The sequence below is a fragment of the Pseudomonas sp. NPDC086278 genome, assembly GCF_050280905.1.
Lineage (GTDB): Bacteria > Pseudomonadota > Gammaproteobacteria > Pseudomonadales > Pseudomonadaceae > Aquipseudomonas.
Map to the genome: position 1 here is coordinate 1 of NZ_JBNNWE010000092.1, position 23,937 is coordinate 23,937.

The 23,937-nt window shown below is 61.4% G+C and carries 18 protein-coding genes; 9 read left to right on the top strand and 9 right to left on the bottom strand.

Translation table 11 applies throughout. The features are described from left to right. Positions 1–191: 191 nt before the first annotated feature. Together ACQKP4_RS23075 and ACQKP4_RS23080 are read right to left on the bottom strand one after the other, a co-directional pair. Positions 192–1,646 carry a coniferyl aldehyde dehydrogenase gene (locus ACQKP4_RS23075; protein WP_427635910.1) on the bottom strand — a complete coding sequence of 485 codons (1,455 nt, stop codon included), beginning with the start codon at positions 1,644–1,646 and terminating at the stop codon, positions 192–194. Between the two features lie 10 nt (positions 1,647–1,656). Further along, complete coding sequence (locus tag ACQKP4_RS23080; RefSeq protein WP_427635911.1) at positions 1,657–3,708, bottom strand: alkyl/aryl-sulfatase; 2,052 nt, start codon at positions 3,706–3,708, stop codon at positions 1,657–1,659. A 642-nt stretch (positions 3,709–4,350) separates the two neighbouring features. Here ACQKP4_RS23080 and ACQKP4_RS23085 point away from each other — a divergent pair. The 5 genes from ACQKP4_RS23085 (at position 4,351) to ACQKP4_RS23105 (ending at position 10,065) form a co-directional block, all read left to right on the top strand. Further along, entirely contained in the window at positions 4,351–5,136 is a 786-nt protein-coding gene (locus ACQKP4_RS23085; RefSeq protein WP_427635913.1) for an enoyl-CoA hydratase/isomerase family protein, read from the top strand. A 34-nt stretch (positions 5,137–5,170) separates the two neighbouring features. Further along, positions 5,171–6,418, top strand: a complete 1,248-nt coding sequence (locus ACQKP4_RS23090; RefSeq protein ID WP_427635914.1) for a thiolase family protein — start codon at positions 5,171–5,173, stop codon at positions 6,416–6,418. A gap of 11 nt (positions 6,419–6,429) precedes the next feature. After that, positions 6,430–7,587, top strand: a complete 1,158-nt coding sequence (locus ACQKP4_RS23095; protein ID WP_427635916.1) for an acyl-CoA dehydrogenase family protein — start codon at positions 6,430–6,432, stop codon at positions 7,585–7,587. A gap of 72 nt (positions 7,588–7,659) precedes the next feature. Continuing rightward, entirely contained in the window at positions 7,660–8,436 is a 777-nt protein-coding gene (locus tag ACQKP4_RS23100; RefSeq protein ID WP_427635918.1) for an SDR family NAD(P)-dependent oxidoreductase, read from the top strand. Positions 8,437–8,478: 42 nt separating this feature from the next. Continuing rightward, a complete protein-coding gene (locus ACQKP4_RS23105; RefSeq protein ID WP_427635920.1) occupies positions 8,479–10,065 on the top strand; it encodes a class I adenylate-forming enzyme family protein in 1,587 nt (528 codons plus the stop codon). A gap of 40 nt (positions 10,066–10,105) precedes the next feature. Here ACQKP4_RS23105 and ACQKP4_RS23110 read toward each other — a convergent pair whose 3' ends face one another. The 3 genes from ACQKP4_RS23110 to ACQKP4_RS23120 are packed head-to-tail and all read right to left on the bottom strand — an operon-like array spanning position 10,106 to position 12,454. Further along, positions 10,106–10,780 (bottom strand): DUF3313 domain-containing protein, encoded by a 675-nt coding sequence (locus tag ACQKP4_RS23110; protein ID WP_427635921.1) that lies wholly within the window; start codon positions 10,778–10,780, stop codon positions 10,106–10,108. 26 nt (positions 10,781–10,806) lie between these two features. Next, on the bottom strand, positions 10,807–11,622 hold the full coding sequence (locus ACQKP4_RS23115; RefSeq protein WP_427635922.1) for a hypothetical protein: 816 nt from the start codon (positions 11,620–11,622) through the stop codon (positions 10,807–10,809). A gap of 16 nt (positions 11,623–11,638) precedes the next feature. Next, on the bottom strand, positions 11,639–12,454 hold the full coding sequence (locus tag ACQKP4_RS23120) for a DUF2092 domain-containing protein (RefSeq protein ID WP_427635923.1): 816 nt from the start codon (positions 12,452–12,454) through the stop codon (positions 11,639–11,641). Between the two features lie 237 nt (positions 12,455–12,691). Between ACQKP4_RS23120 and ACQKP4_RS23125 the strand changes: the two genes are divergently transcribed. The 3 genes from ACQKP4_RS23125 to ACQKP4_RS23135 all read left to right on the top strand — a co-directional run bounded on the left by ACQKP4_RS23125 (position 12,692) and on the right by ACQKP4_RS23135 (position 16,373). Next, positions 12,692–14,305 (top strand): arylsulfatase, encoded by a 1,614-nt coding sequence (locus ACQKP4_RS23125; protein ID WP_427635927.1) that lies wholly within the window; start codon positions 12,692–12,694, stop codon positions 14,303–14,305. Between the two features lie 71 nt (positions 14,306–14,376). Next, positions 14,377–15,645, top strand: a complete 1,269-nt coding sequence (locus tag ACQKP4_RS23130; RefSeq protein WP_427635928.1) for an OmpP1/FadL family transporter — start codon at positions 14,377–14,379, stop codon at positions 15,643–15,645. Positions 15,646–15,692: 47 nt separating this feature from the next. Then, complete coding sequence (locus ACQKP4_RS23135) at positions 15,693–16,373, top strand: DUF3313 domain-containing protein (protein ID WP_427635930.1); 681 nt, start codon at positions 15,693–15,695, stop codon at positions 16,371–16,373. Here ACQKP4_RS23135 and ligD read toward each other — a convergent pair whose 3' ends face one another. From ligD to ACQKP4_RS23155, 4 genes are all read right to left on the bottom strand, one after another. Continuing rightward, a complete protein-coding gene (gene ligD, locus ACQKP4_RS23140; protein ID WP_427635932.1) occupies positions 16,374–18,977 on the bottom strand; it encodes a DNA ligase D in 2,604 nt (867 codons plus the stop codon). Beyond that, positions 18,974–19,966: a methyltransferase gene (locus ACQKP4_RS23145; RefSeq protein ID WP_427635934.1), complete on the bottom strand. Its 993-nt coding sequence runs from the start codon at positions 19,964–19,966 to the stop codon at positions 18,974–18,976. Before ACQKP4_RS23145 ends, ligD begins: the two co-directional genes overlap by 4 nt. 10 nt (positions 19,967–19,976) lie before the next feature. Beyond that, positions 19,977–21,353, bottom strand: a complete 1,377-nt coding sequence (locus tag ACQKP4_RS23150; RefSeq protein ID WP_427635935.1) for an iron-containing redox enzyme family protein — start codon at positions 21,351–21,353, stop codon at positions 19,977–19,979. 252 nt (positions 21,354–21,605) lie between these two features. Then, a complete protein-coding gene (locus tag ACQKP4_RS23155; protein ID WP_427635937.1) occupies positions 21,606–22,331 on the bottom strand; it encodes a tellurite resistance TerB family protein in 726 nt (241 codons plus the stop codon). A 274-nt stretch (positions 22,332–22,605) separates the two neighbouring features. Between ACQKP4_RS23155 and pcsA the strand changes: the two genes are divergently transcribed. Next, a complete protein-coding gene (gene pcsA, locus ACQKP4_RS23160) occupies positions 22,606–23,328 on the top strand; it encodes a phosphatidylcholine synthase (protein WP_427635938.1) in 723 nt (240 codons plus the stop codon). The last annotated feature ends 609 nt before the right edge of the window (positions 23,329–23,937 follow it).

Consider the following 23,937-nt stretch of genomic DNA (forward strand, 5'->3'; position numbering starts at 1 on the left):
TTCAAGCACCGCGGACTCACAGCTTGCCATCCACCCCTCTCACCCCAAAGTTTATCCCCTGCCCAAGACACAAGCGGGCTTGCTCGCGAAGGCGGCTTCACATCCAACACGGTTGGTGACTGATGCACCGCCTTCGTCGGAACGCCGCCCGGAGCAAGCCCGCTCCCACGGTTGATCGGAGTGAATTCAACTCAGGGTTTCAGCAATGCACTCATGACCCGTCGAAACAGCTTGCCGTACGGCGGGCGCAACGCCCCCATCACGTCCCAGCGCGGCGGCGTGAACACCGAGCGTTCCAGGCTGAACGCCTTGAACCCATAGCCACCGCGATAACGGCCAAACCCCGAGTGCCCGCAGCCACCAAACGGCAGATCGTTCTGGAACAGGTGCTGCATGACTTCGTTGATACAGGCGCCGCCCGAATGGGTGCGTTGCAGCACATGCCGGGCCTCGGCACGGTCGTCGCCGAAGTAGTACAGCGCCAGCGGTCGCGGGTGCGCATTGATGTAGTCCAGCGGCTCGCTGATCTGGCGATAGCTGCGAATCGGCAACAGCGGGCCGAACACTTCCTCTTGCATCGCCAGCGTCGAATCCGGCGGATCCACCAGCAGGGTCGGCGCGATCTTGCGCGACGCGCTCAAGTCCTCGTCGGCGGGGTTGACCTCGATGATGCGCACGCAATGTTCCAGCGCATCTTGCAGACAGGCCTGCATTCGCCGGTATTGCCCCGGCGTGGCCATGGCCGTGTAGTCCGGATTGTTCAGCAGTGTCGGGAACAGGCGCCGCAGTTCGGTTTGCATGCAGCTCAACAGCCGTTCGCAATCGTCCTCGTGCACCCAGACGTAATCCGGTGCGATGCACGCCTGCCCGGCGCTGATCCCCTTGCCGCCCCAAATCCGCCGGGCGGCGTTTTCCAGGTCGGCGCCACGGCCGATGATGGTCGGCGATTTACCGCCCAATTCCAGGGTCAACGGCGTCAGGTGTTCCGCCGCCGCGCGCATGACCAGGCGCCCGACCCGTGGGCTGCCGGTAAACACCAGGTGATCCAGCGGCATCGCGGAGAATGCCGCCCCCAGTTCGGCGCCGCCAATGAAGGCCGCGACTTCGGTGTCATCAAACTGCTGAGTCAGCAGTTCAATCAACAAACCTGCCGTGGCCGGCGACTGATCGGAGAACAACAGAATCGCCCGGTTGCCCGCCGCCAGCGCCTCGGCCAATGGCCCCAGCGCGATGGCGATGGGGAAATTCCACGGCGAAATGATGCCGATGGTCCCCAGCGGCTGATAGCGAATCTCGGCCCGGGCGCCCAGCCAGCCGCTGCCCAGTTCGGCTTTACGCCGTTGCGGGCGCATCCAGCGGTGCACATGGTCGCGGGCATATTTCAGGCCCTGGACCGGCAGCAGCACATCGGCCATCAGCGACTGGTCATGACTGCGCCAGGTAAAGTCTTTGGCCAGCGCTTCACAGAGCGGCTGCTGATTGTCCAGCAGCAACTTGATCACCCGGTCGATCCGCTCGATACGCAAGGCGGCCGGTGGCGGCCCTTCAGCCAACGATGCAGCCTGCTGACGGGCGAGCACCTGTGCCACCCGTTCGGCAGCCAATACGGCGTGTGTTTGAGTTTGATCGTGCAAGGTCGCCTGCATGTTCGTCTCCCTAGCGTGCCGGTGCATTGGGCCCTACCAGCTCAAAGTCCGGAGAGAATTTGTCCAGCGAACCGAGCACGTCATACACCGCCAGTTTGCTGCCATCGATCTTCAAGTCGCCTTTGAACACCGCCTCGATGGGCGACATTTTCTCCGCCAGGATCGCATTCAGCGTTTCGCGGGTCAGGGTCAGCGTGGCGTCGGCCTTCTCGGCGTTGTAATCGGCAATGTAGGTCAGCGCCGAGTTCTCCAGATTGAGCATGTAGCGCTGGCCCGACGGCCCGACGTCAGTGAAGTTCCAGTTGAGGACAATGTGTTTGCCCTCGACATCCGGCGCCTTCAGGCGCACGCCCAGGTAATCGAAAATATTGTCGATGGTCAGTGCCCGCAGCATGTCGGGACTGGCGGTGCGCAATGGCGAAGCGATTTTCTTGCCGCCGCTGCGATGCTCCATGGCCGCCGCCAGGTAGCTGTTGCGCTCTACCGCCGACTCGGCTTGATAACCCAACTGTTCCAGAGCATCGGCCGCCAGTTGCCGCGCGGCGCTGTTGTTCGGCTCAGCGTAGATCAAATGGCTCATGGCTTGCGCCACCCAGCGATATTCGCCGTTGGCGAAGTCCGTACGGGCGTGGGCCAACACCGCGTCGGCACCGCCGCCGTACTCGACAAACTTCTTGCCGTAATCGCCGTCGGACAACGCATCCAGATTGGCCGGGTTGGCGTCATACCAGCCCATGTATTGCTGATACACAGCCTTGGCGTTGCGCTGCACCGAACCGTAAAAACCATGGGTAAACGTCTCACTGGCCAGGCTCGCCGGGACGTGACTGCGCATGTAATCAGCGATCTCCACCGGTTTGTAGCCCTTGTTGATCAGGCGCAAAGACTGATCGTGCAGCCACTTGTACATGTCCCGCTGCTTGGACAGATAGTTGACCACTCGTTCATGACCAAACACCGGCCAGCCATGCTGCCCCACCAGGATGTCGGCGCCGGGAGCGAACTGATGCAGCGCCTCGTTGAGGTATTTCGACCAGGCCAGGCCATCGCGGATGGTTGCCCCGCGCAACGTCAGCAACTGATGCTGGGTCGGCAATGCCAGTTCACCGGTGTCGAGGACTTTGAACTGCGGAAAGTAGTGAATGAATTCGGCCGGCGCCTCGGTGCCCGGGGCCAGCATGTTGACGATCTCGACGCCGTCGATGGTCAGTTTTTGAATCGGCTGGTTGAGCTCGATAGTCGGCGGGATCATGGTAATCGTGCCGCTGGACAAGGCCTTGGCGCCGCCCAGGTCGATCTGGCCCTGGGCGCTGCGCGGCAACGTGGTGCCGAACTGGTATTCGGCGCGGCGGCTCATGGCGTTGCCGGCCATTACGTTTTCGGCCACCGCCGTCGTCATGAACCCGGCCGGGGCGATGATTTGCACCTTGCCCGATTTGACGTCCGCCTCATCGACGATGCCGCGAATCCCGGCAAAGTGATCGACGTGGCTGTGGTTGTAGATCACCGCCACCACCGGTTTTCGCGGCCGATGCTGGTAGTACAACTCGAGCGCCGCATGCGCCACTTCGGTGGCCAGGTTGCAGTCGATGATGATCAGGCCGGTTTTGCCTTCGACGATGGTCATGTTCGTCAGGTCGAGACCACGCACCTGGTAAAAACCGTCGGTGACCTTGAACAACCCGGCGGCCATGCTTTTGCGCGCCTGCACCCACAGGCTCGGGTTGACCGTGGCCGGTGCCTCGGGGCTGCCGAGGAATTCGTAACCCTTGAGGCTATAGACCACATGACCGTCGGCGGCGGTGGTTTCGGCGTCGGGAATGGTGGCAATAAATCCGTGCTGGATGTCGGCTTCCACCTGCGGATCTACCGCCGGCATGGTCTGCGCCGTGGCGGCGTTGACCGCAATGGTCGCGGCCGTCGCCGCTTTCTGGCCACCCTGCCCCGCGCTGTTTTCAGTCGCCTGCCAAGGCACACCGGCCTGACCGCCCGACCAGTGCATAGCGCCGGCAATACTGGCCGCCAACACCGACACCGTCAGCACGACACGGAATGTTTTCATCGCAGGGTCTCTCTCTAATTGTTATTGGATTGCCGTTGCGATGGTGCAAGCAAGCGCCCTGATGCGCCGGTCTTCTCAATCAATTCATGTGTCTTCACAGGGGCGGAGGTGGAACACGGAATACGTGTGGTGAAGGGCTTTTGTGGCTGATGGGCTTTTGTGGCAAGTGAGCTTCTGGGGTGGTGGGCTTCTGTGGCAAGTGAGCTTCTGTGCTGGGTGGGCTTCTGTGGCAAGTGAGCTTCTGTGCTGGTGGGCTTCTGTGGCAAGTGAGCTTCTGTGCTGGTGGGCTTCTGTGGCGAGGGGGCTTGCCCCCGTTGGGCTGCGAAGCGGCCCCCTGCATTTATTCAGTGAAATCGTGCAATTCGGTTTTACGACTGCTGCGCAGCCGAACGGGGGCAAGCCCCCTCGCCACAAAAGCCCACCCACCACAGGAGTCGTACTACTCACAAAAGCTCCCAAGCCACAAAAACCTGCCCACCACAAAAGCTCCCGAGCCAAAGGGGCCGTGTCAGGTCTGAGCCCGCCATTGCTCTCCTGCGGACAAGCGCTTTCGTTGCAATGACCTGCGCCGCCCCGGACGCCATTCCTACTATCGGCCCATCAACTACGCCAATAGCGCGACTAACAATAAGGGGAGTTGTCATGAGTGAAGATGTCCTGCTTTACGAAATCATCGGCCCGGTGGCGCGCCTGACACTTAACCGGCCACGGGCCATGAACGCGCTGAATCTGGCGACCCTCGCCGAACTCGAACGCTGCCTCAATGACATTGCGCGCAATGACGAACTGCGCGCCGTGATCCTCACCGGCAGCGGCCCGGCCTTCTGTGCCGGCGCCGACCTCAAGGAAGTGTTGGCCGGCGCCAGCCTCGCGGCCGGTGAAGCTGACTTTCTCGACCGTGCCAATCAAGTCTTCGGCCAACTTCGTAACTTCCCCAAACCGGTGATCGCCGCGCTCAACGGCGTGACCATGGCCGGTGGCCTGGAGCTGGCGATGTGCGCCGATATCGTCGTGGCGGCGCAAACCGCGACCCTCGCCGATGCCCACGCCAACTTCGGCGTTTTTCCGGGTGCTGGCGGCGCTGCCGTGTTGCCGCGCCTGATCCCGTTGAACATGGCGATGTACTTGCTGATGACCGGCAAATCGCTCTCGGCGAGCGAAATGAAAGGCTACGGCCTGGTCTGTGAAGTCCACGCCGACGCCGAACTGGCCGACGCCGCCGTGAAGCTGGCCACGCAAATCGCCAAAAAGAGCCCGATTGCCCTGCGCCGCATGAAAGAAGTGGCCCGCGCCTCGGCGGACAAATCTCGCGACGACGCCTTGCAGCACGAGCAAGTGATGTTGCGCCAACACCTGCGCACCGCCGATTTCCAGGAAGGCCTGCAAGCCTTTGGCGAGAAACGCGCACCGAACTTCAAGGGCCGCTAGGCCGCCACGTCCCCGCATTTTTCAGGATCAGACAATGAACGATATCTACGTAGTGGGCGTTGGCATGACGCCGTTTGGCCGGTTGCTGGAGCGCAGCGTCTACGACATGGTCGACGAAGCCGTCAGCCTGGCGTTGAACGATGCTGGCGCTACCACCGAAGACGTCGGCTCGGTGTATTACAGCACCATGACCAACGGCATGTTGCAGGGTCAGACCGGCATTCCCGGCCCGATCGCCATGCGCCGCATCGGCATCGAGGGCGTGCCGGTGTTCTCGGTGGAAAACGCCTGCGCCTCCGGCTCATCGGCGTTCAACCTGGCCACGCTGGCGCTGCGTGCCGGTCAGTGCGACATCGCGCTGGCGGTCGGCGCCGAGAAGATGAACGTCCCCGACAAGGCGAAGATGTTTGCCGTGTTCGATGGCGGCTGGGACGTGTCCACCGTCGAGCAGAACAAACACACGTTGCTGGCCATGGGCGAAGGCGTCGTGCCGCCACCGGGCACTGTTTCCGAGCGTCCGTACAGCGTGTTCATGGACGTGTATGCCGCCATCGCCCGTAACCACATGCTGCGTTACGGCACCACTCAGCGACAGATCGCAGCCGTCGCGGCGAAGAACCATCAGCACTCGGTGCACAACCCGCTATCGCAGTTCCAACAAGCCTTCAGCATCGACGAAGTGCTGGCCTCGCCCGCGATCTGCTACCCGCTGACCACCCTGATGTGCTCGCCGATCAGTGACGGTGCCGCAGCGGTGTTGCTGTGCAACGCCGAAGGCCTCAAACGCTTGAAAAATTCCGCTGACCGCGCCGTTCGTGTTCTTGCCAGCGTGGTGCAAACCGGCACCAACCGTGGCCTCGACGAACCGGAAAAAATCATCGCGCACCTCGCCGCGAAAAAAGCCTACGCCATGGCCGGTGTCTCGCCCTCCGACGTCGATGTCGCGGAAGTCCACGACGCCTCGGCCATCGGCGAAATCCTCAACGCCGAATCGCTGATGCTGGTGCCGTTCGGCGAAGGCGGCCCGGCGGCCGAACGCGGTGACTTCACCATCGGCGGTCGCATGCCGATCAACCCGTCCGGTGGCCTCGAATCCAAGGGCCACCCGATTGGCGCCACCGGTCTTGGGCAGATCCATGAGCTGGTCACGCAACTGCGTGGCGAAGCCGGCAAGCGCCAGGTAGACGGCGCCCGTATTGCCATTCAGGAAAACGGCGGCGGACTGTTCGGCATCGAAGAAGCCGTGGTCGCCGTCAACATTCTCGCCAACAAGAATATTTAAGGAGAACCCTCATGGGACACGTCATGCGCACCCCGGAACAACTCGAAGCGGTCGAGAGTTTCCGGCGTTTCCTCGCCGACAAGATCGACCCGGTGTTCAACAAGGAATACCGCGACACGTTCATGCCCAAGGAGAAAATGGCCGAGATGATGCGCCAGCTCTCCGAGTTCGGCATGGTGTCGGGCGCGGTCAGCGAAGCCAACGGCGGCCTGGGCCTGGACTGGCCGACCATGACCATGCTGTTCGAAGAAGTCGCCGCCTGCTCGGTGGACCTGTCGACGCCGGTGGTGATCAACTCCTTCGGCGCGCAAATGCTGGAAAAACTCGCCCCGGATCACCTGCGCGAGCGTTACCTGCCGGGCCTGATCAGCGGCGACTCGTTCGTCAGCGTCGGCATCTCGGAACCGGACGTCGGCTCCAACGTGCTGGAAATCAAGACCCGCGCCCGCCGCGACGGTGACGACTACATCATCACCGGCGAGAAAACCTGGATCAGCAACGGTGCCTACTCCGACTTCCTGATCTGCACCGCCCGTACCGGCGAAGACCCGCGCAAAGGCCTGACGCACTTCCTGCTGGACCGCAAAGAACACCCGTACGAAGTACAGAACATTCACAAAATGGCCTGGAACAGCCAGTCCACCGCGCAGATCTTCCTCAACGACGTGCGGGTTCCCGCCAGCAACATCATCGGCGGCGAAGGCCAGGCACTGAAAAACACCCTGTCGTTCTTCGAGCGTTCGCGGGTGTTTGTCGCGGCGCAAGGCCTGGGCATTGGCCGTCGCGCACTGGAAGAAGCCGTGCGTTACGCCAAGGAACGCAAGCAGCACGGCAAGGTGATCGCCGGCCACCAATTGATCTCGGCGATGCTCGCGGAAATGGCCACCAACGTCGACGCCGCACGCCTGTTGACCTACCGTGCCGCCGAGATGATCGGCGCTGGCATCCCGGCCGAAATGGAAGCGGCGATGGCCAAGTATTTCGCCTGCGAAGCGGCGGTGACCATCGCCCGTCAAGCCGTGCAGATTCACGGTGGCGCCGGTGTGACCACCGACTTCCTGGTCGAGAAACTCGCCCGTGAAGCGATCATCGTGCCGATTCCGGAAGGCACCACCCAGATCCAGCAACTGATCATTGGCCGCGCCCTGACCGGGGTCAACGCGTTCTGATCAGCCGTCAGTTCGACACCTAACAATAACAACCCGGCCCCTTTGGGTCGGGCAGCGAACCAGGACACTCTCATGCGTATTCAAGACAAAATCGTTGTGATCACTGGCGGTGCATCGGGCCTGGGCCTGGCGACCGCGCATTACCTGGTGGAAGAGAAAGCCGCGTGCGTGGCGATCTTCGACCTGAACGTCGAAGCCGGGGAAAAAGCCGTGGCCGCGATTGGCGCGGACCGTGCGATGTTCGTGCAGACAGACGTCAGCGACGAAGTCTCGGTGCAGAACGCGGTGGACGCGGTGATGGCGCGCTTCGGTGCGATCCACGTGTGCATCAACGGCGCCGCCGTACCGACCGGTTTCAAAGTACTGGGCCGCGAAGGCAAGGCAGCGCCGCTGGCGCGTTTCGCCCAGGCCACCGCGATCAACCTCAACGGCGTGTTCAACGTCATGTCCAAGTGCGCCGAGCAGATGGCCAACAACGAAGCCGAGGCCGGCGAAGAGCGCGGCGTGGTGATCAACGTGTCGTCCGGTGCCGCCTACGAAGGCCAGGTCGGCCAATGCGCTTATGCGGCGACCAAGGCTGGCGTGATCGGCCTGAACATGCCGGCCGCCCGTGAACTGGGCGAGATTGGCGTACGTGTGAACGCCATCGCACCGGGCCTGTTCCTGACCACCATGGTCGCCGGTCTCGACCCAAAGATTCTCGACTCGCTGAAGTCGCAGATGGAAGCCCCCAAGCGCCTCGGTGACATGCGCGAGTTCGCCCATTGCTGCGCCTTCCTGATCGAGAACGCCTACATCAACGGCGAAACCATTCGCCTCGATGCCGCGTCGCGCATGCGTGCCCGGTAAACGTCTCGTTCTTCTGAGCCAGTCCTACAGGGCCCACACGCCATGAAAATGAATTTCAGCCGCATCATGCGCTTGCTCGCGCTGCGTCATCGCGACCAGGAAGCGATCGTCAACGTCGAACGCAACCGGCGCTACACCTACGAGCAATACCACCTGCTGACCAACCGTATCGCCGATGTCCTGCGCACCATGTTGCAGGTGCGCGCGGGTGAACGCTTCATGCTGATCCTGGAAAACGACAACCTCAGCCTGATGATGTTTCCCAGCACCTTCAAGCAGGAAGGCACGGTGGTCATGACCAACCTGCGCGACCCGCTGGATGAACATGCGCGGCAGATCGACCTGGTCAAACCGCGCGTGGTGTTTCTCGAAACCCGCTTGCTCGACAGCTACTACGGCATGCTGCGCCATCGCGGCTGCGAGATTGTGGTGATGGACCCGCCGACCGCCGAGCAAGCCGCCCTCCCCGGCGTGCACAGCTTCTGGTCGATGGTCGAAGCCGCGTCCGACCTGGACAAAGACGTCACCCTCGATTCCGACCAGCACATCTGCATGTTGCGCTTTACCGGTGGCACCACTGGCAAGGGCAAATGCGCGATGTATTCCATCGACAACTGGATGGCCTGTCGCGATGCGGCGTTCATCAATACCGATCTGGGGCTGTCGAGTTCGACACGGCTGCTGCACGTTTCGCCGTTGTCCCACGGCACGCTGATGCTGTTTTTCCCCACGGTGTATGGCGGCGGCACCAACATCACCCTGAACCAGTTGGACATGGAATCCTGGCGGCAGATTGTCGAACGCGAGCGCGTGACGCACTCGTTCCTGGTGCCGACTGTGCTTTATCGGTTGCTGGAATTGCAGCGCGCCGATCCAAAAGACTTTTCGTCGCTGACCACGCTGATCTACGGCGCCGCGCCGATGAGCCCGGACAAACTCGGGGAACTGGTGGCGTGCTTCGGACAGATTTTCGTCCAGGGTTACGCCGCCACCGAGTCACCGATGATCATCGCCGCGCTGGACAAAGCCGCGCATCAACCCGGTGATGTCGCAGCGCTGCAACACCTGTCCTCGGCAGGCCGACCGACCCCGGGCGTCGAAGTGTTTATCGCCGATCCCGACGGCCAGCCGCTGCCGATCGGCGAAACCGGAGAAATTCGTATTCGCTGCAAGGCGATCATCAAGGGTTACTACGAAAACCCGGAAGCCACTGCAGCGGAATTCGACGACGGCGCGTGGAAGTCCGGCGACCTCGGCTACATCGATGCCGATGGCTACCTGTACATCGTCGACCGACTCAAAGACATGATCATCAGCGGCGGTTTCAACGTGTACGCGGTGGAAGTCGAGGCGGCGCTGGCGGCGCACCCTTCGGTGTTGATGGCTGCCGTGGTGGGCATTCCACACCCGGAATGGGGTGAAGCGGTGCACGCCGAGGTAATCCTGCGCCACGGGCAAACGGTCACCTGCGAAGAGCTGATTGCCCAGACGCGCACGCGCCTCGGTGGCTACAAGGCGCCGAAATCGCTGGTGTTCGTCAATGAGTTGCCGACATCGGTGGTCGGCAAGGTATTGCGGCGCCAGGTTCGGGAAAAATACTGGGCCGGTTCCTCACGCAAGATCAGCTGAGGGTCGGGGCAGCGCCCGCTCGGTGCAGCAGGCGCAGCCTTTACATCATCAGCGTGCGCATATCGCTGGTCATGCCCCGGATCGCGGCCTTGAAGTCCTCGGCGGTGATCGGCTGACTGGCGTTGTTCAAGGTCTCGCCAAACACTTTGCGCACCACTTTGAGCAACGGCAGCCCGGAAGCCGCATCGACAAACTCGGCTTCGATGAACAACTCGGTGTTCTGATCGCGATGCCCTGTCGCGGCCTCGGTGGCACCGACCACCGCCGCCACCGGCACGATTTCATACCAGCGCATGCCCTCGCTGGTCGCCGTGACCCCGGTAATCGCCGCCCGCAAAATCATCGTTCGTTTACCCGGCCGCACATCGTTCATGGACGGCACCACGCGGTATTTTTCTTCGAGGGTGCTTTTCACATTGGCGCTGGTGTAGGCCTGCAACTCTTGCAACGTCTGCCGGTTCACCCGTTCGTCAGGTTGGGGCGCGGGATAGAATTGCAGCCCGTTGAACACCACCGTCGAAAAATCGTCCGGGGCGAACCCTGGCGTCACCCAGCGCAACACCTGCTGGCCACTGGGCGAACTCAGTTCCTGCAAGCCTTGGTAGCTCGGCAGAAAGCCTGAGTACTGCTGTTCTTGCGCCACTTTGGAGGTGCAACCGGCGAGTAACACGCCACTCAGTGCCGCACTGATCAACCATTGACGGTGCCTGTTCATTGTTCCGATCTCCACAAGGGGCTCGATCAGGGCGTCGGCACCACGGTGTAGAACACGCCGTTGGCACCGTAGGCAGGTCTCACCCACGAATTACCGCATTGATAAAAAGTCCCCCCTGAAACGGTCCTCAGCCCACACCCGGAAGGAAGGCTGACGAATGTGCTGCCCATCGGCATGGTCGGCGGCGCGGAGGCCACCATTCCCGCGTTGTAGCCAGCGCCGTAGGCGTTGTTGTTGGCATTCTGATTGGCGGCCGTGGCGACGGCGGCACCGGCCACCACCCCGACGGCAGCCGCAGCGGCGGGATTGACACCCTCGTTATAGCCGCAGTTGTAGCAGCCGCTGCTGGCATAAACGGCGGTCGGCGGGTGGTAATAGCTCGTGCCATAGGTCGCTGGATGGTAAGCGGTCGTGCCATACCCGTCGGCGTGGTAGCCGCTGGCGCTGGCGCCATATTCGCCCTGGGCGTGCCACGCGCCCTCGCCTCCATAAGCCGTGCCGCCCGCGGCCCCGGTGCCGTGCCAGGAGCCTTCGCCACCCGAGGCATTCCCGCCATTTTCGTCGTGAGCGTTCCAACTGCCGCTACCGCCAGACGCCGAGCCACCGCGATAGCCCGATCCAGTCCAACTGCCATCGCCACCGGACGCCGAGCCGCCCCGGTTGCTCTCGCCGCTCCAACTGCCGCCGCCACCCGACGCCGAACCGTATTCACCGGAGTGGCTCCATGAGCCACCGCCGCCGGAGGAGCGTCCAAAACTGGAAGCGTGAGACCAGGCGGCCGCGTGGTTACAACTGAGCAACGCAACAACCAGGCCGGCACATTTGAAGGTTGATCGGTTCATGGTGCAAGTTCCTTGCTCAGGGTTTTGCGACCGGTGGCTTGACCCCTTCCGGGGCGCGCAGATCGGGCGGTGGAGCAAACTGAATCCTGTGCGCGTTCTCGACATGCTCCGGCTTGAAGAAATCCGCCGACATGGCCGATTCAAGTTTCCAGTCAGTGAACGCGACCTGATGCCGGGCCTGGGTCGGGTCATCACGAAACACCGCACGCAACATGCGCGGCAGTTTGTCTTGTGCGCCGATCCATGCCTGGACGAACACAACGTCGTTGGCGTAGGCGATGACATCGGTCGTGGTGTCTCCCACCACCGTCGACTGCCCGATGTAGAACGCCAGACGCATGTCCCGTTGCAGATCCTTGTACGGGTCGGCGACGATCACATCGGTGAAGGGAAAGTAGATGGCGGCACGCTGATAGGCCGCTTCGAGGGTCGCATCAATCGTCGCGGGGGCATCGGCTTGCGCCAGCAGCTGTTGCTTCGGTTCATAGGCATAAGCCTGCTTGCCGTCGTAGTAGAACTCGGTGGCGGGGCCATCGCCCGAGGTCAACACGCGGAGCCGGTCGGGCCGCTGCACATTCACCAGCGCCACGGTGTTGTAGGCCAGGGGCGGCCCCAACCGGCTGGGCTTCTCATACGTGGTGATGGCCTTGAAACTCATGCCTTTGGCGCTCATGAGCGTCGCGCTCATGGCCTTGAGAATCTCCAGCGCCTTGGGTTCCAGCTCGACCGCCGGAGTCTCGGCGGCGGCTGGTTGCGCCGCGAGCACGGGCGCTGCAAACAAAACGATCATCACACTGAGGAAGCACAGTCGCCGCTGCAGATGAGATTGCATCGCTTGTTCTCCACAGAGATCAAATCAGGATTAGAGCGTAGCAATGGAATGCGCGACGACGCGGTTTAATTTTGTGAGGCGCCATCAATCGGTGATTAAGCCCATTACAGCGCTTTTTGCTTAGTTATTACTGGATATTTCACCATTCAAACCTACGCTCTTCGCGGGGGATCCAAAATTTAACGACGGCCGGGGGGCACGTCTGAGCGTATTAACGTAAGCGCACAGGATCTCGACATGAACCGGACAAAGCTTCCCAGACTATTCGCTGCATCAGTGCTGTTGTCTGCAATGGTTCTACCCCTCACCACCCACGCCGCCGACAAAGCGCCAAACATTGTGGTCATCATGGGCGACGACATCGGCTGGTCCAATATCGGTGTCTACAACCAGGGCATGATGGCGGGCCGAACACCCAATCTGGATCAACTGGCCAACGAAGGCATGCGCTTCACCGACTATTACGCCGAGGCCAGTTGTACGGCCGGACGCGCCAACTTCATTACCGGCGAACTGCCGATCCGCACCGGCATGACCACGGTCGGCCAGGCGGGTTCGCCGATTGGTATTCCCGCCGAAGCTGTGACCATCGCCACCGCGCTCAAAGCCATGGGCTATGCCACGGGGCAATTCGGCAAGAACCACTTGGGCGACTTGAACCAGTTCCTGCCCACCGTGCATGGCTTCGACGAGTTCTTCGGCTACCTCTATCACCTCGACGCCATGGAAGACCCGGCGCACCCCAACTATCCGCAGGATCAGCTGGAAAAATTCGGCCCGCGCAACATGGTGCACAGCTGGGCCACGACCACCGATGACCCGACCGAGATGCCACGTTGGGGCAAGGTCGGCAAACAGAAAATCGAAGATGCCGGCACGCTTTACCCAGAGCGCATGAAAACCGTCGACGACGAGATCCGCGACAAGGCCTTCGCCTTTGTGGACAAGGCCAAACAGGACAACAAACCGTTCTTCCTGTGGCTCAATCCGACCCGCATGCACATCGTCACCCACCTTTCCGACAAGTACGAAAAACTGCGCAACTCGGAAAATGGCTGGTCGGAACAGGAAGCCGGCATGGCCCAACTCGACGACATCGTCGGCGACGTCATGGCCAAGCTGAAAAAAGAAGGCATGGATGACAACACCATCGTGGTCTTCACCACCGACAACGGCGCGGAAAACTTCACCTGGCCGGACGGCGGCACCACCCCGTTTGCCATGGGCAAAGGCACGGTGATGGAAGGTGGCTTCCGGGTGCCGGCGATTATTCGCTGGCCGGGCAAAGTACCGGCCAATCAGGTAGCCAACGGCATCATGTCCGGCATGGACTGGTTCCCGACCTTCGTTGCGGCAGCCGGCAACCCGAACATCACGACAGAACTGCTCAAAGGCAAGCAACTAGGCGACACCACCTACAAGGTTCACCTGGATGGCTATGACCAGACGCCGATGATCACCGGCAAAGGTCCGTCGAATCGGCATGAGATCTTCTACTTCGGTGAAAGTGACCTCGGCGCGATCCGTATCGATGACTTCAAGTACCGTTTCATCAACCAACCGGGCGGCTGGCTTGGGCCGAAAGAGCATCCAGACATGCCGGTGCTGACCAACCTGCGACTCGACCCGTTTGAGCGCATGGGCTGGGCTGAAAACCTTTCGGCCAACGGCTCGCTGTCCTACTTCGAATGGTTCAAGTACCAGTTCTGGCGCTTCGTGTTTGTACAGGACCAGGTCGCGAAACTGGCGATGACTGCCGTCGAGTACCCGCCGATGCAAAAAGGCGCGAGCTTCAACCTTGAGGCAGTCAAGGCCAAGATCGAAGCGGCGCGGGCGGCAATGTCCAAATAATCGTCAGCGCGAATCGCGGGTGACCCACACCGGCCACCCGTGTTTTGACGGATATCTTGCGAGGCGAACCCATGCAGCTAAAACCATCCGCCCTGCCCGCCTTGACCTTGCTTGCGCTGTGCTGTCAGCAGGCCAATGCAGGCGGCATCATGCTCTACGAAGTCGGCACGGATAACGTCGGCCTGGCCAATGCCGGCGCTGCCGCCCGCGCCCAAGGCCCCTCCACCATTGCCAGCAACCCGGCGGGCATGAGCTATCTGTCAGGCACGCAAATCACCGGTGGTTTACAAGTGCTCTACGGTGACCTCACGTTCAACCGCGATGCCAATACGAATGTCTCCGGCAGTGGCAGCGGCAATGCGCTGGACCCGATTCCCGGCGGCAGCTTTTTCATCACCCATCAACTCGACGAGCACTGGAGTGTCGGTTTCGGCTCCTATGGCGACTTCGGGCTGGCGGCCAATTACGACAACGACTGGTCGGGGCGCTACTTTGCGCAGAACGCCAGCATCGCCGGTTTGTCGCTGGTGCCCAGCGTGGCCTATCGCTTCAACGATCAATGGTCGGTGGGCGTCGGCGTCAAAGCCATGTACGGCATGTTGCAGACCCAGACCGCTATCGACCGTTCACCACTGGACCGCACGGACCGCAACGACGGGCAACTCAAGTACAAGGACAACACCTGGGGGTACGGCGCCAACCTGGGGGTGATCTACGCCCCGCAACCCGGTACGCGTATCGGCCTGGCCTACACCAGCAAGGTCGACCTCGACTTCGAAGACGGCCTCGATGTGAAAGGCTCCGGCCCCTTGACGAACCGGTTGAACGGCCTCAACACCAAAATCGATACGCAAGTGCCGCAAACGGTGACCCTCAGCCTGTTCCAGCAACTGGACCCGAAATGGGCAATGCTGGCGACGGTCAACTGGCAGGACTGGTCGCAATTCGGTGAGGTCGGCGTGCAAGTCGACACCAACGTCGCCGGTTCGCAATCGTCCACCATCGATGCCAACTACAAAGACACCTACCAACTGGCCCTCGGCGCCCAGTACCAGGCCACGCAACAGTTGTTGTGGAACTTCGGTATCGCCTACGACACCTCCGCCGTCTCGGACCATAACCGCACGCTCAACGTACCGATGAACGATTCATGGCGCCTGGCGACCGGGGCCACCTATGCGCTGAACAAAGACACCGATATCAACGTCAGCTGGGCCCTTGTCTGGTTGGGCGATATGCCGGTAGACCAGACCAAGACCCTGTCCGGCGATCGCACCTCCGGTCAGTTCGATAACGCCTGGATTCAGGCCTTGACCGGAAACATGACCTGGCGTTTTTGACAAAACACACTTAAATCAATACGACTGAAGCCACGGAGCCAACCACCATGATCCTGTCCCGAAAACTGTTTATCGGCGCTGCACTGGCCAGCCTGCTGCTCGGCGGGTGCACCTCCAAAGTCACCGACACGAGTCAGTACTCAGGCTACCTTTCCAACTACGACAACCTGCAACAAGTCACTACCACCAGCGGCGACACCGCGATGCGTTGGGTGAGCCCGTCGTGGAATCCCAATGCCTACGACACCGTCGCCTTCAACCGACTGGAGCTGTACCCGGCGCCCAAGCCCAATGAGCGGGTCAATCAGCAGACACTCGCTGACATCCAGAACTACATGACCACTAAAGCCAAAGGCATCCTCGGGCAGAAATACCGGGTGGTCTCGACCGCGCAACCGGGTTCGAGAACCCTGATCATGCGCGCGGCAATCACCGGCGTGAGTGCCTCGAACGAAGGCATGAAGTGGTATGAAATCGTGCCCGTCGCCGCGGTAGTGGGCGCCGCACAAGCGGCCAGCGGTCACCGCGACCAAGACACCAACCTGTTTATCGAAGCCGAGTTCATCGACGCCAAAACCAACCAGACCGTGGCCAAAGTGGTGCGCAAGGTGTTCGGCAAACAGCTTTCCAATGAAAGCCAAAAAATCACCGCGCAGGACTTCAAAGCGGCCATCGATAAACTCGGCACCGACCTGCAAGCCTTCATCCAGCAAGCGCCCGGTTACTGATCACTTCTTCATACCGACCCGCCGACGCATGTCGGCGGTGATGGTTTGCCGGGTCTTGTTCAAGTCCGCCCACGGTTCATCACCGACTTCGGCCAGGCGTTGCCGGACGGTGTGAATGTTCCACTGGTCAGCGCCCTTCAGCTCTGCCACTTCCTCGCGAAAAATCGGAACCGACACCGGCAGCCCTTCACGGGTGCGCGCCGCATAGGCACAAATAGTGGTGGCGCCGAGGCCGTTGCGCAGGTAATCGATGAAGATCCGCCCTACCCGGTTTTTCGGCCCTGACACCGCGGAAAAGCGCTCCGGCAGCAACTTGGCCATGTGGCTGACGATGGCGTGGCTGAAGTCCTTGACCTCGTCCCAGCCGAGCTTGCGGGTCAGCGGCACCACCAGGTGAATGCCCTTGCCGCCACTGGTTTTGAGAAACGCCTTGAGCCCCAGTTCATCGAGCACCGACAACGTCAGCTGGGTCGCCTCGACCATGCTTTTCCATGGCAGCGCCGGGTCCGGGTCGAGGTCAAGGACAAAGCGGTCGGGTTTGTCGAGGTTGTCCGAGGTGGCGTTCCAGGTGTGCAGCTCGACGGTGCTCATCTGCACCGCGCCGATCAGCGCTTCGGCGTTGTTGATGAGCATCACCGGTTGGCCGGTGAGGTCTTTGTCCAGCGTGGTGATCCCCGGGATCGCCAGGCGCTCGGCGTTTTTCTGGAAAAACAGTTCGCCAGCAATGCCGTCCGGCGCACGCACCAGCGCCACGGGCCGGTCTTTCAACTCGGGCAGGATCCATTGCGCGACGCTGGCGTAATACTCCGCCAGTTGCACCTTGGTGGTGCCGCTACTGGCATCGATCACCCGGTCGGGATGGGTGATGCGCACTTTGCCGTGGTCGAGGCCGATTTGCGAAGGCGCGGTTTCAGCGGCCTTGTTTTTCGCGGCCGGTTTCTGCGCCGCGGTTTTTTTTGCCGCAGCGGTTTTTGAGGTGGAAGTCTTCACGGCTTTCGGACGCTCCTCGGTAATGTCGTCGGCGGGTTTGTCATCGCGCAGGCCATGGAACACCGCATGCCGCACCGAGCCGTCCTTGGTCATCTCGGCAAAGGCAATTTCCGCCAGCAGCACAGGCTTGAGCCAGTGCACGCCTTTGGCATCGAACCCGGTCGGTGGATTGACCACGGAAGGCTTTTTGATCTGCAACGGCTTGAGTTGCCCATGGATGCTGTTGAGCGTCGTTTCGTTGAACCCGGTGCCGACCTTGCCCGCGTAACGCAGCTCACCGCTGTCACGGTCATGCAGCCCCAGCAACAGAGCGCCAAAGGCATGCCGCGAACCTTTCGGATCGGTGAAACCGACCACCACAAACTCCTGGCGATGTTTGCATTTGAGCTTGATCCAGTCATTGCTGCGCCGGGACACGTAAGGCGAGCCCAGTCGCTTGCCGATCAGCCCTTCCATCTGCATCTGGCAGGCGCTGTTGAGCAACGCTTCCGGCTCTTCGCCGAACGCATCGGAGAAACGCAGCAGCGGGTCTTCGCCTTGTTTGAGCACGGTCTGCAAGGCGACTCTGCGCTCCTCGACCGGCACCTCGCGCAGGTCCACGCCGTTGAGGTAAGGCATGTCGAACAGGTAATAGAGCACGTTGCCGCTGCGCCCCAGTTCGAAGGCGTTTTGCAGCGCTTGAAAGTCCGGGACGCCGTGTTCGTTGGCGACCACCATTTCGCCGTCGAGCCACGCCGATTCCAGGCCCAAGGCGGCCAGCGCCTTGGCCTGCTTCGGCAGTTTGTGGGTCCAGTCGTGGCCGTTGCGGGTGAACAGTTTCACCTCGTCGTGATCGATACGGGCCATGATCCGGTAACCGTCGAACTTGATCTCATAACTCCATTGACCGTCCGGCGCCTTTTCCACCAGCGTCGCCAGTTCCGGCTTGAGCTGGTCGGGCAGTTCGGCTTTGTGCGCGCCGGTCAGCGGCGCTGACGTTGCTTTGGGGGTGACCTTGCGCGCGGGCTTCTTGAGCGCTTTCGGTTTGGCCGACGCCTTGGTTTTCTTGGCGATGATCGTGCGGTCACTGAGCACGCTGTCCGGCTCGGCGCTGAGCACGTCGTAATCGGCTTCGGGTTTGGCGGCGCCGTCCTGATGCTTGATCAGAAACCATTGCTCCTGCTTGCCCGGCATGTGCGTGCGCACCAGGTTCCACAGGCCGCCGAGCTTCTCGCCCTGCAACTCGAACTTGAGTTTGCCCTTGGCGTAGGCCTTGGCCGGATCGTCCTGGGGAATCCACACGCCACGGTCCCAGACGATCACATCGCCGGCGCCATAATGGCCCTCGGGAATACTGCCCTCGAAGGTCGCGTAGTCAATGGGATGGTCTTCCACGTGGACCGCCAGACGCTTGACCTTGGGGTCGAGCGACGGGCCTTTGGGCACGGCCCAGCTCTTCAGCGCGCCGTCGAGTTCCAGGCGAAAGTCGTAATGCAGGTGCGAAGCGTCGTGCTTCTGAATGCAGAACTGCAACGCGTGGTCCTTGGCGGTGTTTTTGCCCGAACGCTTGGCGGCCGGTTCGGAGGTCGCCGAGAAGTCGCGCATGCGGTTGTAATCGTCGAGGTTCTTGTTCATGGCGCACCTGCTGTCTCGACGCTTGCGCCAATGCCAGGACCGACACGTGTCACCACCAGCGCGACCACGGCAATCCGCTCGACGCGTTGATAACCGGCAGTCAACAGCTCTTCACCGAAGACATCGGGATCGAGTTCGCGGTAGGTCCAGCCGAACAGCGGCGACTCCAGGCGCGGCTGCAACGCTTCCAGAAACGGGTCGTGACCGTCGATCATCGCCACGCCGGTGTACAACACCAGCGAGCCGCCGGGCGCCAGCCGATTCAGCGCCTGCTCGACAATGCGCAGCGACAGTTGCTCGCCAAACGCCCCGCCGCCATGCCGATAAGCCCGCTCGGCGGGATCGGCCATGTACGGCGGATTGGCGACGATCAGGTCGAAGTGACCGTCGACATCCTGCAACACGTCACTGGTTGCAAGGCTGACATTGGCGACTTCGGCGAGCGCGGCATTGACCGCCGTCAGGCGCAGCGCCGCCGGGTTGATATCGACCGCCAGCACTTGCGCTTCACGACGGGCACGGGCAATCACAATCGCGCCGACGCCAGCGCCGCAACCGATGTCCACGGCGCGGCGGATCGGTGCGAAGCGCTGTTGCAGGTACGCGTGAATCAGCTGGGCAAAGCGATAGGTGTCCGGGCCGAAAAACACCGAGTCCGCGGCGTCGGTGGGGAAACCGGAATGCACGAATAACAGGTCATCAAGGCTGGACCAGCGCACGCGGCTTTTCAGTTGTCCGTGGCGTTCTTCGAGCACGTTGGCCTGCTGCAATTGCCGCTGTTCATCGACGGGCATCAGGCCGGGCTCGAACGCGCGGGACCAGCCGTACACGTCGCGCAGGGTCGCGGCGGTCGTTGCCGCGTGACGCTCATTCACCCGTTGATGAGTCAGCGGCGTCGGCGTGATAAAGCGATAACCGTCCGCCTGCAAGCGGCGCCCCAGTTGCAGCAGTGCCCGTTCGTCAGCACCCAAGAGTTCTTCCTGATTCATCAACGGCTCCTTATCGAAGACTGGATTTGAGTTCGATGAACTGTCGCGTGGCCAACAGGCCGGCCGGGTGCGAATGACGATGCGCCGACAGCCACGGGATCAGCACTGGCATTTGCTCGGCACCCGACAGACCTTCGAGCGCCGCGTGCAGGCTTTCAACGTCCGGGTCGCTGGCCGGTAGCACCGGTTCGCCGGCCTGACTGTTGCTTCGGCGATACGCCGCAGGTGGACGCTCGGGCGTCCAGTCACCGGCGATCCAGTCGCGCAGCAGCTGTTTTTCGTAAGGGCTGAACACGCCGAACATGGCCGCGCCGTCACCGTCGATCAACTGCCAGAAGCGGCTGTCTTGTGGGTCTTGATGACGTTTGATCCAGCCTTTGTTTTCCATCGCGGTCAGAAACGCCGGCAATTGCTCAGGCGATGACAACCATTGGTTGACGGTTTTGCCTTCGAACTTGCAGTAATCGGAATGCATGTGCTGGCCGAACGGACGCTTGCGTTCCAGCATGCTCAGCACTTCTCCGTAAAGGTCGAACGACTCGATGATTGCGCGGCTGCCCTGCCCCAGGTCGTTGAGGCGATAACCCAGCGCCACCCGACGCAGGAATGCCTCGCGATCACCTTCCAGCGGCAACAATTGCAGCACCGACTGCACCGCTTTTTGCGCGTGGCCGGTGCTGGCGTTGTCGATGGTCACGTGCAAGGTGAAGTAATACGGATCGATGCCCAATTCGGCCAGTTCGTAAGCGCTGATCAACAGGTGCAGCGGCAGTTGCTCGTAGCCGAGGTTGTACCCGATGACCTCAGGCAGGAACGCGTCGGCGCATTCGCCCAGGGCCAGTTGAATCGCGCCTTGCAGGTAATGCGCGTCGGCGATCACACCGGTGTCTTGCAGGCCATGCTCGGCCAGCAGCTTGCGGTAGATCACCACATGATTCTGCGCCGGATTGCCGTCACCCAATTCTTCCAGGTAAGTGCAGATCAGCTCTTCGAAACGCGGGTCGCGCCAGTGCTTGAGCAGCCCATACAGCCAAGCGCCGTCTACCAGTTTGGTCGGCGCCACGGCTTGCAGAAAAAACAGCGCGTGCGCCTTGTTGCTGAAGAACTGCCGTGGCCCGCCATTCTTGCGCGCGGCCAAGTAGTCGGCGTATTGGCGAGCGACGTCGATGCAGTGCTGTTCGACAAAGCCTTGAAGCGCCGACAGGTCTTGCGGCAACACGTCGGGCAGCTCCGCCGCTTGCTCAAGTTGAGCGTTCAGGAACGCGCGAGCCAAGGGCTCGGCACCGTCGTTCAGCAGCAGTTGTTCGTAGGTCTGCTTCAGGCTGCCATCGGCAAAAATTGCCTGTGGATGGGCAGGCCGCGATTCAAGTCGTGTCAGGGCAGTCATGGGCGCGTCTCTCGGTCTATGGCCAGTGGCAGGACGTTCTAGCAACACGTCTCTACTTCAGCAGAGCGATTGGCCCCGAGAAAAATTCAATCGGCGTTGAAATTGCCCGGACAAACGGGCGTGTAGCGCGGGATGCAGCGGCGCGGAAGGTTCGCGCGGCACGTTTGAAAAGCTGCATTGATGCAGATGTTGGCGAAGCTTGCGCCAGGCTCGATCCGCAGGCTTCGCCAACATCTACCGAGTGCGTGACACCTAAACAGCGCTGCCCTTGGCCTGTTGTTCCAGGTGGACTTGCAACTGCGGATCGATCTTCAGCGCCGCCGCCAATTCATCCAGATAACTGCGCTCGGCATCGCCCTGATCGTTCACGACCATCACACTGGCGAGGTACATTTCCGCCGCCATCGCCGGGTCCGTCGCCGCTTGCGCCACGTCCGCAGCGTCCAGCGGCCGCGCGACTTCATCATCCAGCCATTGCTGCAATTGCGGATCGTCGGTGTGGCGGCCGATTTCAGTGCTGATCATTTGTTTCTCGGCGTCGTCGATGCGCCCGTCAGCCTTCGCCGCCGCAATCAATGCGCGCAAGACCGCATGGCTGTGGTCTTCGACTTCCGGGCCGGACAGCAGATCGACCGTGCGCGGTGCCTGTTGCGGTGCCGACGCCTGATTGCGCTGCCAGGCCTGATACGCCTGAAACGCCATCATCCCCAAGGAAGCGAGCGCCGCGTAGTTGGTGCCGCCGCTGGAGCGAGTGCGGGTCGAACCGCCCAGCGGCGAGCCGCCGCCGAGCAAACCACCGAGCAAACCGCCCAAGCCGCCACCGCCCATGCTTGAACCGCCAGCGCCACCGCCCAACAGACCGCCGAGCAAGCCGCCAAGCCCGCCGCCTTGACCCGACGCGCCAGCGCCGCCCTGCTGCGACGTTGAGCCGCCCTGCGCACCGCGCAGCAGTTGTTCAAGCAGATCGCTGGTGTTCATGACGATGTCCTCATTGAATGGCGTTATCCAGTCAGGCAACGATAGTCCCCGCAGGCAAATGCGCCACCACCGTCTGGCTGAGGAAAAGCGCCGGCATGGCGTCATTAACCGCGCGGATTTTTCCGGCGTATTTTCCCGCGGCCCAGCTAAGATTCACTGATGGTGAACCTTATTCGCCGATTTTCGGTCGATACCTGCAACCCGACCCGGTTTGCCGCCGCCCTTGATGATGAGGGTGATGACTGGCTTGCTTTACTTTTTGGAGAACACCCCCGTGATATCCACCCTACACATCGCCAGGCTCAAAGCATGGGGCGCCCATGGTTTTACGGCCACCGGCGTGGTCACCGCGTTCCTCGCCACCCTGGCCCTGCTGGAAAACCAGCCCACCAGTTGCCTGTTGTGGCTCGGCGTCGCGCTGATCGTCGACGGCCTGGACGGTGCACTGGCGCGCAAGGTCAATGTGCAATCGGTGTTGCCGAGTTTCGATGGCTCGATCCTCGATCTGGTGATTGATTACCTGACGTATGTGTTTATCCCGGCGTTGTTTATCTACCGTTACATCCCGTTGCCGGAGTACACGCTGCTGCTGACGGTGTCGCTGATTCTGGTTTCGTCGCTGTTTTGTTTCTGCAACGTCAATATGAAGAGCAAGGACAATTACTTTCAGGGCTTTCCTGCCGCGTGGAACGTGGTTGCGCTGTGTCTGTATATCATCGCTCCGACGCCGTGGATTACGTTGTTGACTGTGATTGGTCTGGCGTTGTTGACGGTGACGCGGATGAAGTTTTTGCATCCGTTCCGTGTGCGCAGGTTTATGCCGATCAATATTGCTGTCACGGCCATTTGGTTGTTGTGCAGTTTGTCGCTGGTGATCAATCACCCGGTGATCAATCCGCTGGTGATGGGGCTCTGGTTGTTGATGTCGGCGTATTTTCTGGGGATTTGTATTTGGCGTACGGCGATGGAGTGGTTTGAGGGGGGGCGTCAGAAATAGGTGGTGCTGGAGGCTGGGCGTTCCGGTGTTTCGCTATTGCTTTTTAGAAAGGTGGGGATATCCGTTTCTGCGGTAGTGGCGGCTGGCTTTTTAGAAGGGTGGGCATATCCGTTTTTTCGGTAGTGGCGGCTGGCGGTTTCGCTCTTACAGCGAGTCCCTTTTCCAAACGCCGAAAAGGAACCAAAAGGCTTTGCCCCTCCATTCGGTGCCTCGCCTAGGCTCGGCATGCCCTCACTCCGGCATTGCTCCGGGGGCACGCCGCCATCGGCCATCCATGGCCGGGGGCGGCTACCGCGGCATCCTTGCCGCGGTGCCCCCTGCGCAATGCCTGCGTTCGGCCTTTGGGGAAGGGGCAACAGATCAAGATCAAGATCAAGTTCAAAAGCCACAGCCACAGCAAAGCAAGATCAACGGCTTCGCGAGCAAGCCCGCTCCCACAGGGGGAGGATGGGTGTTTGCGAGAGATTGGCTGACTGGCGGGTCGGCTCGGATGGATCGGCGTATGCCTTGGCTCTTCACCACTCATCAGGCCGAGCGTTAGCTCGCCTTCAGCTTTTGATCTGGGCGCCCCCTCGGGAGGCCGAGTGGAGGTTCTGCGCAGTGGGCAAC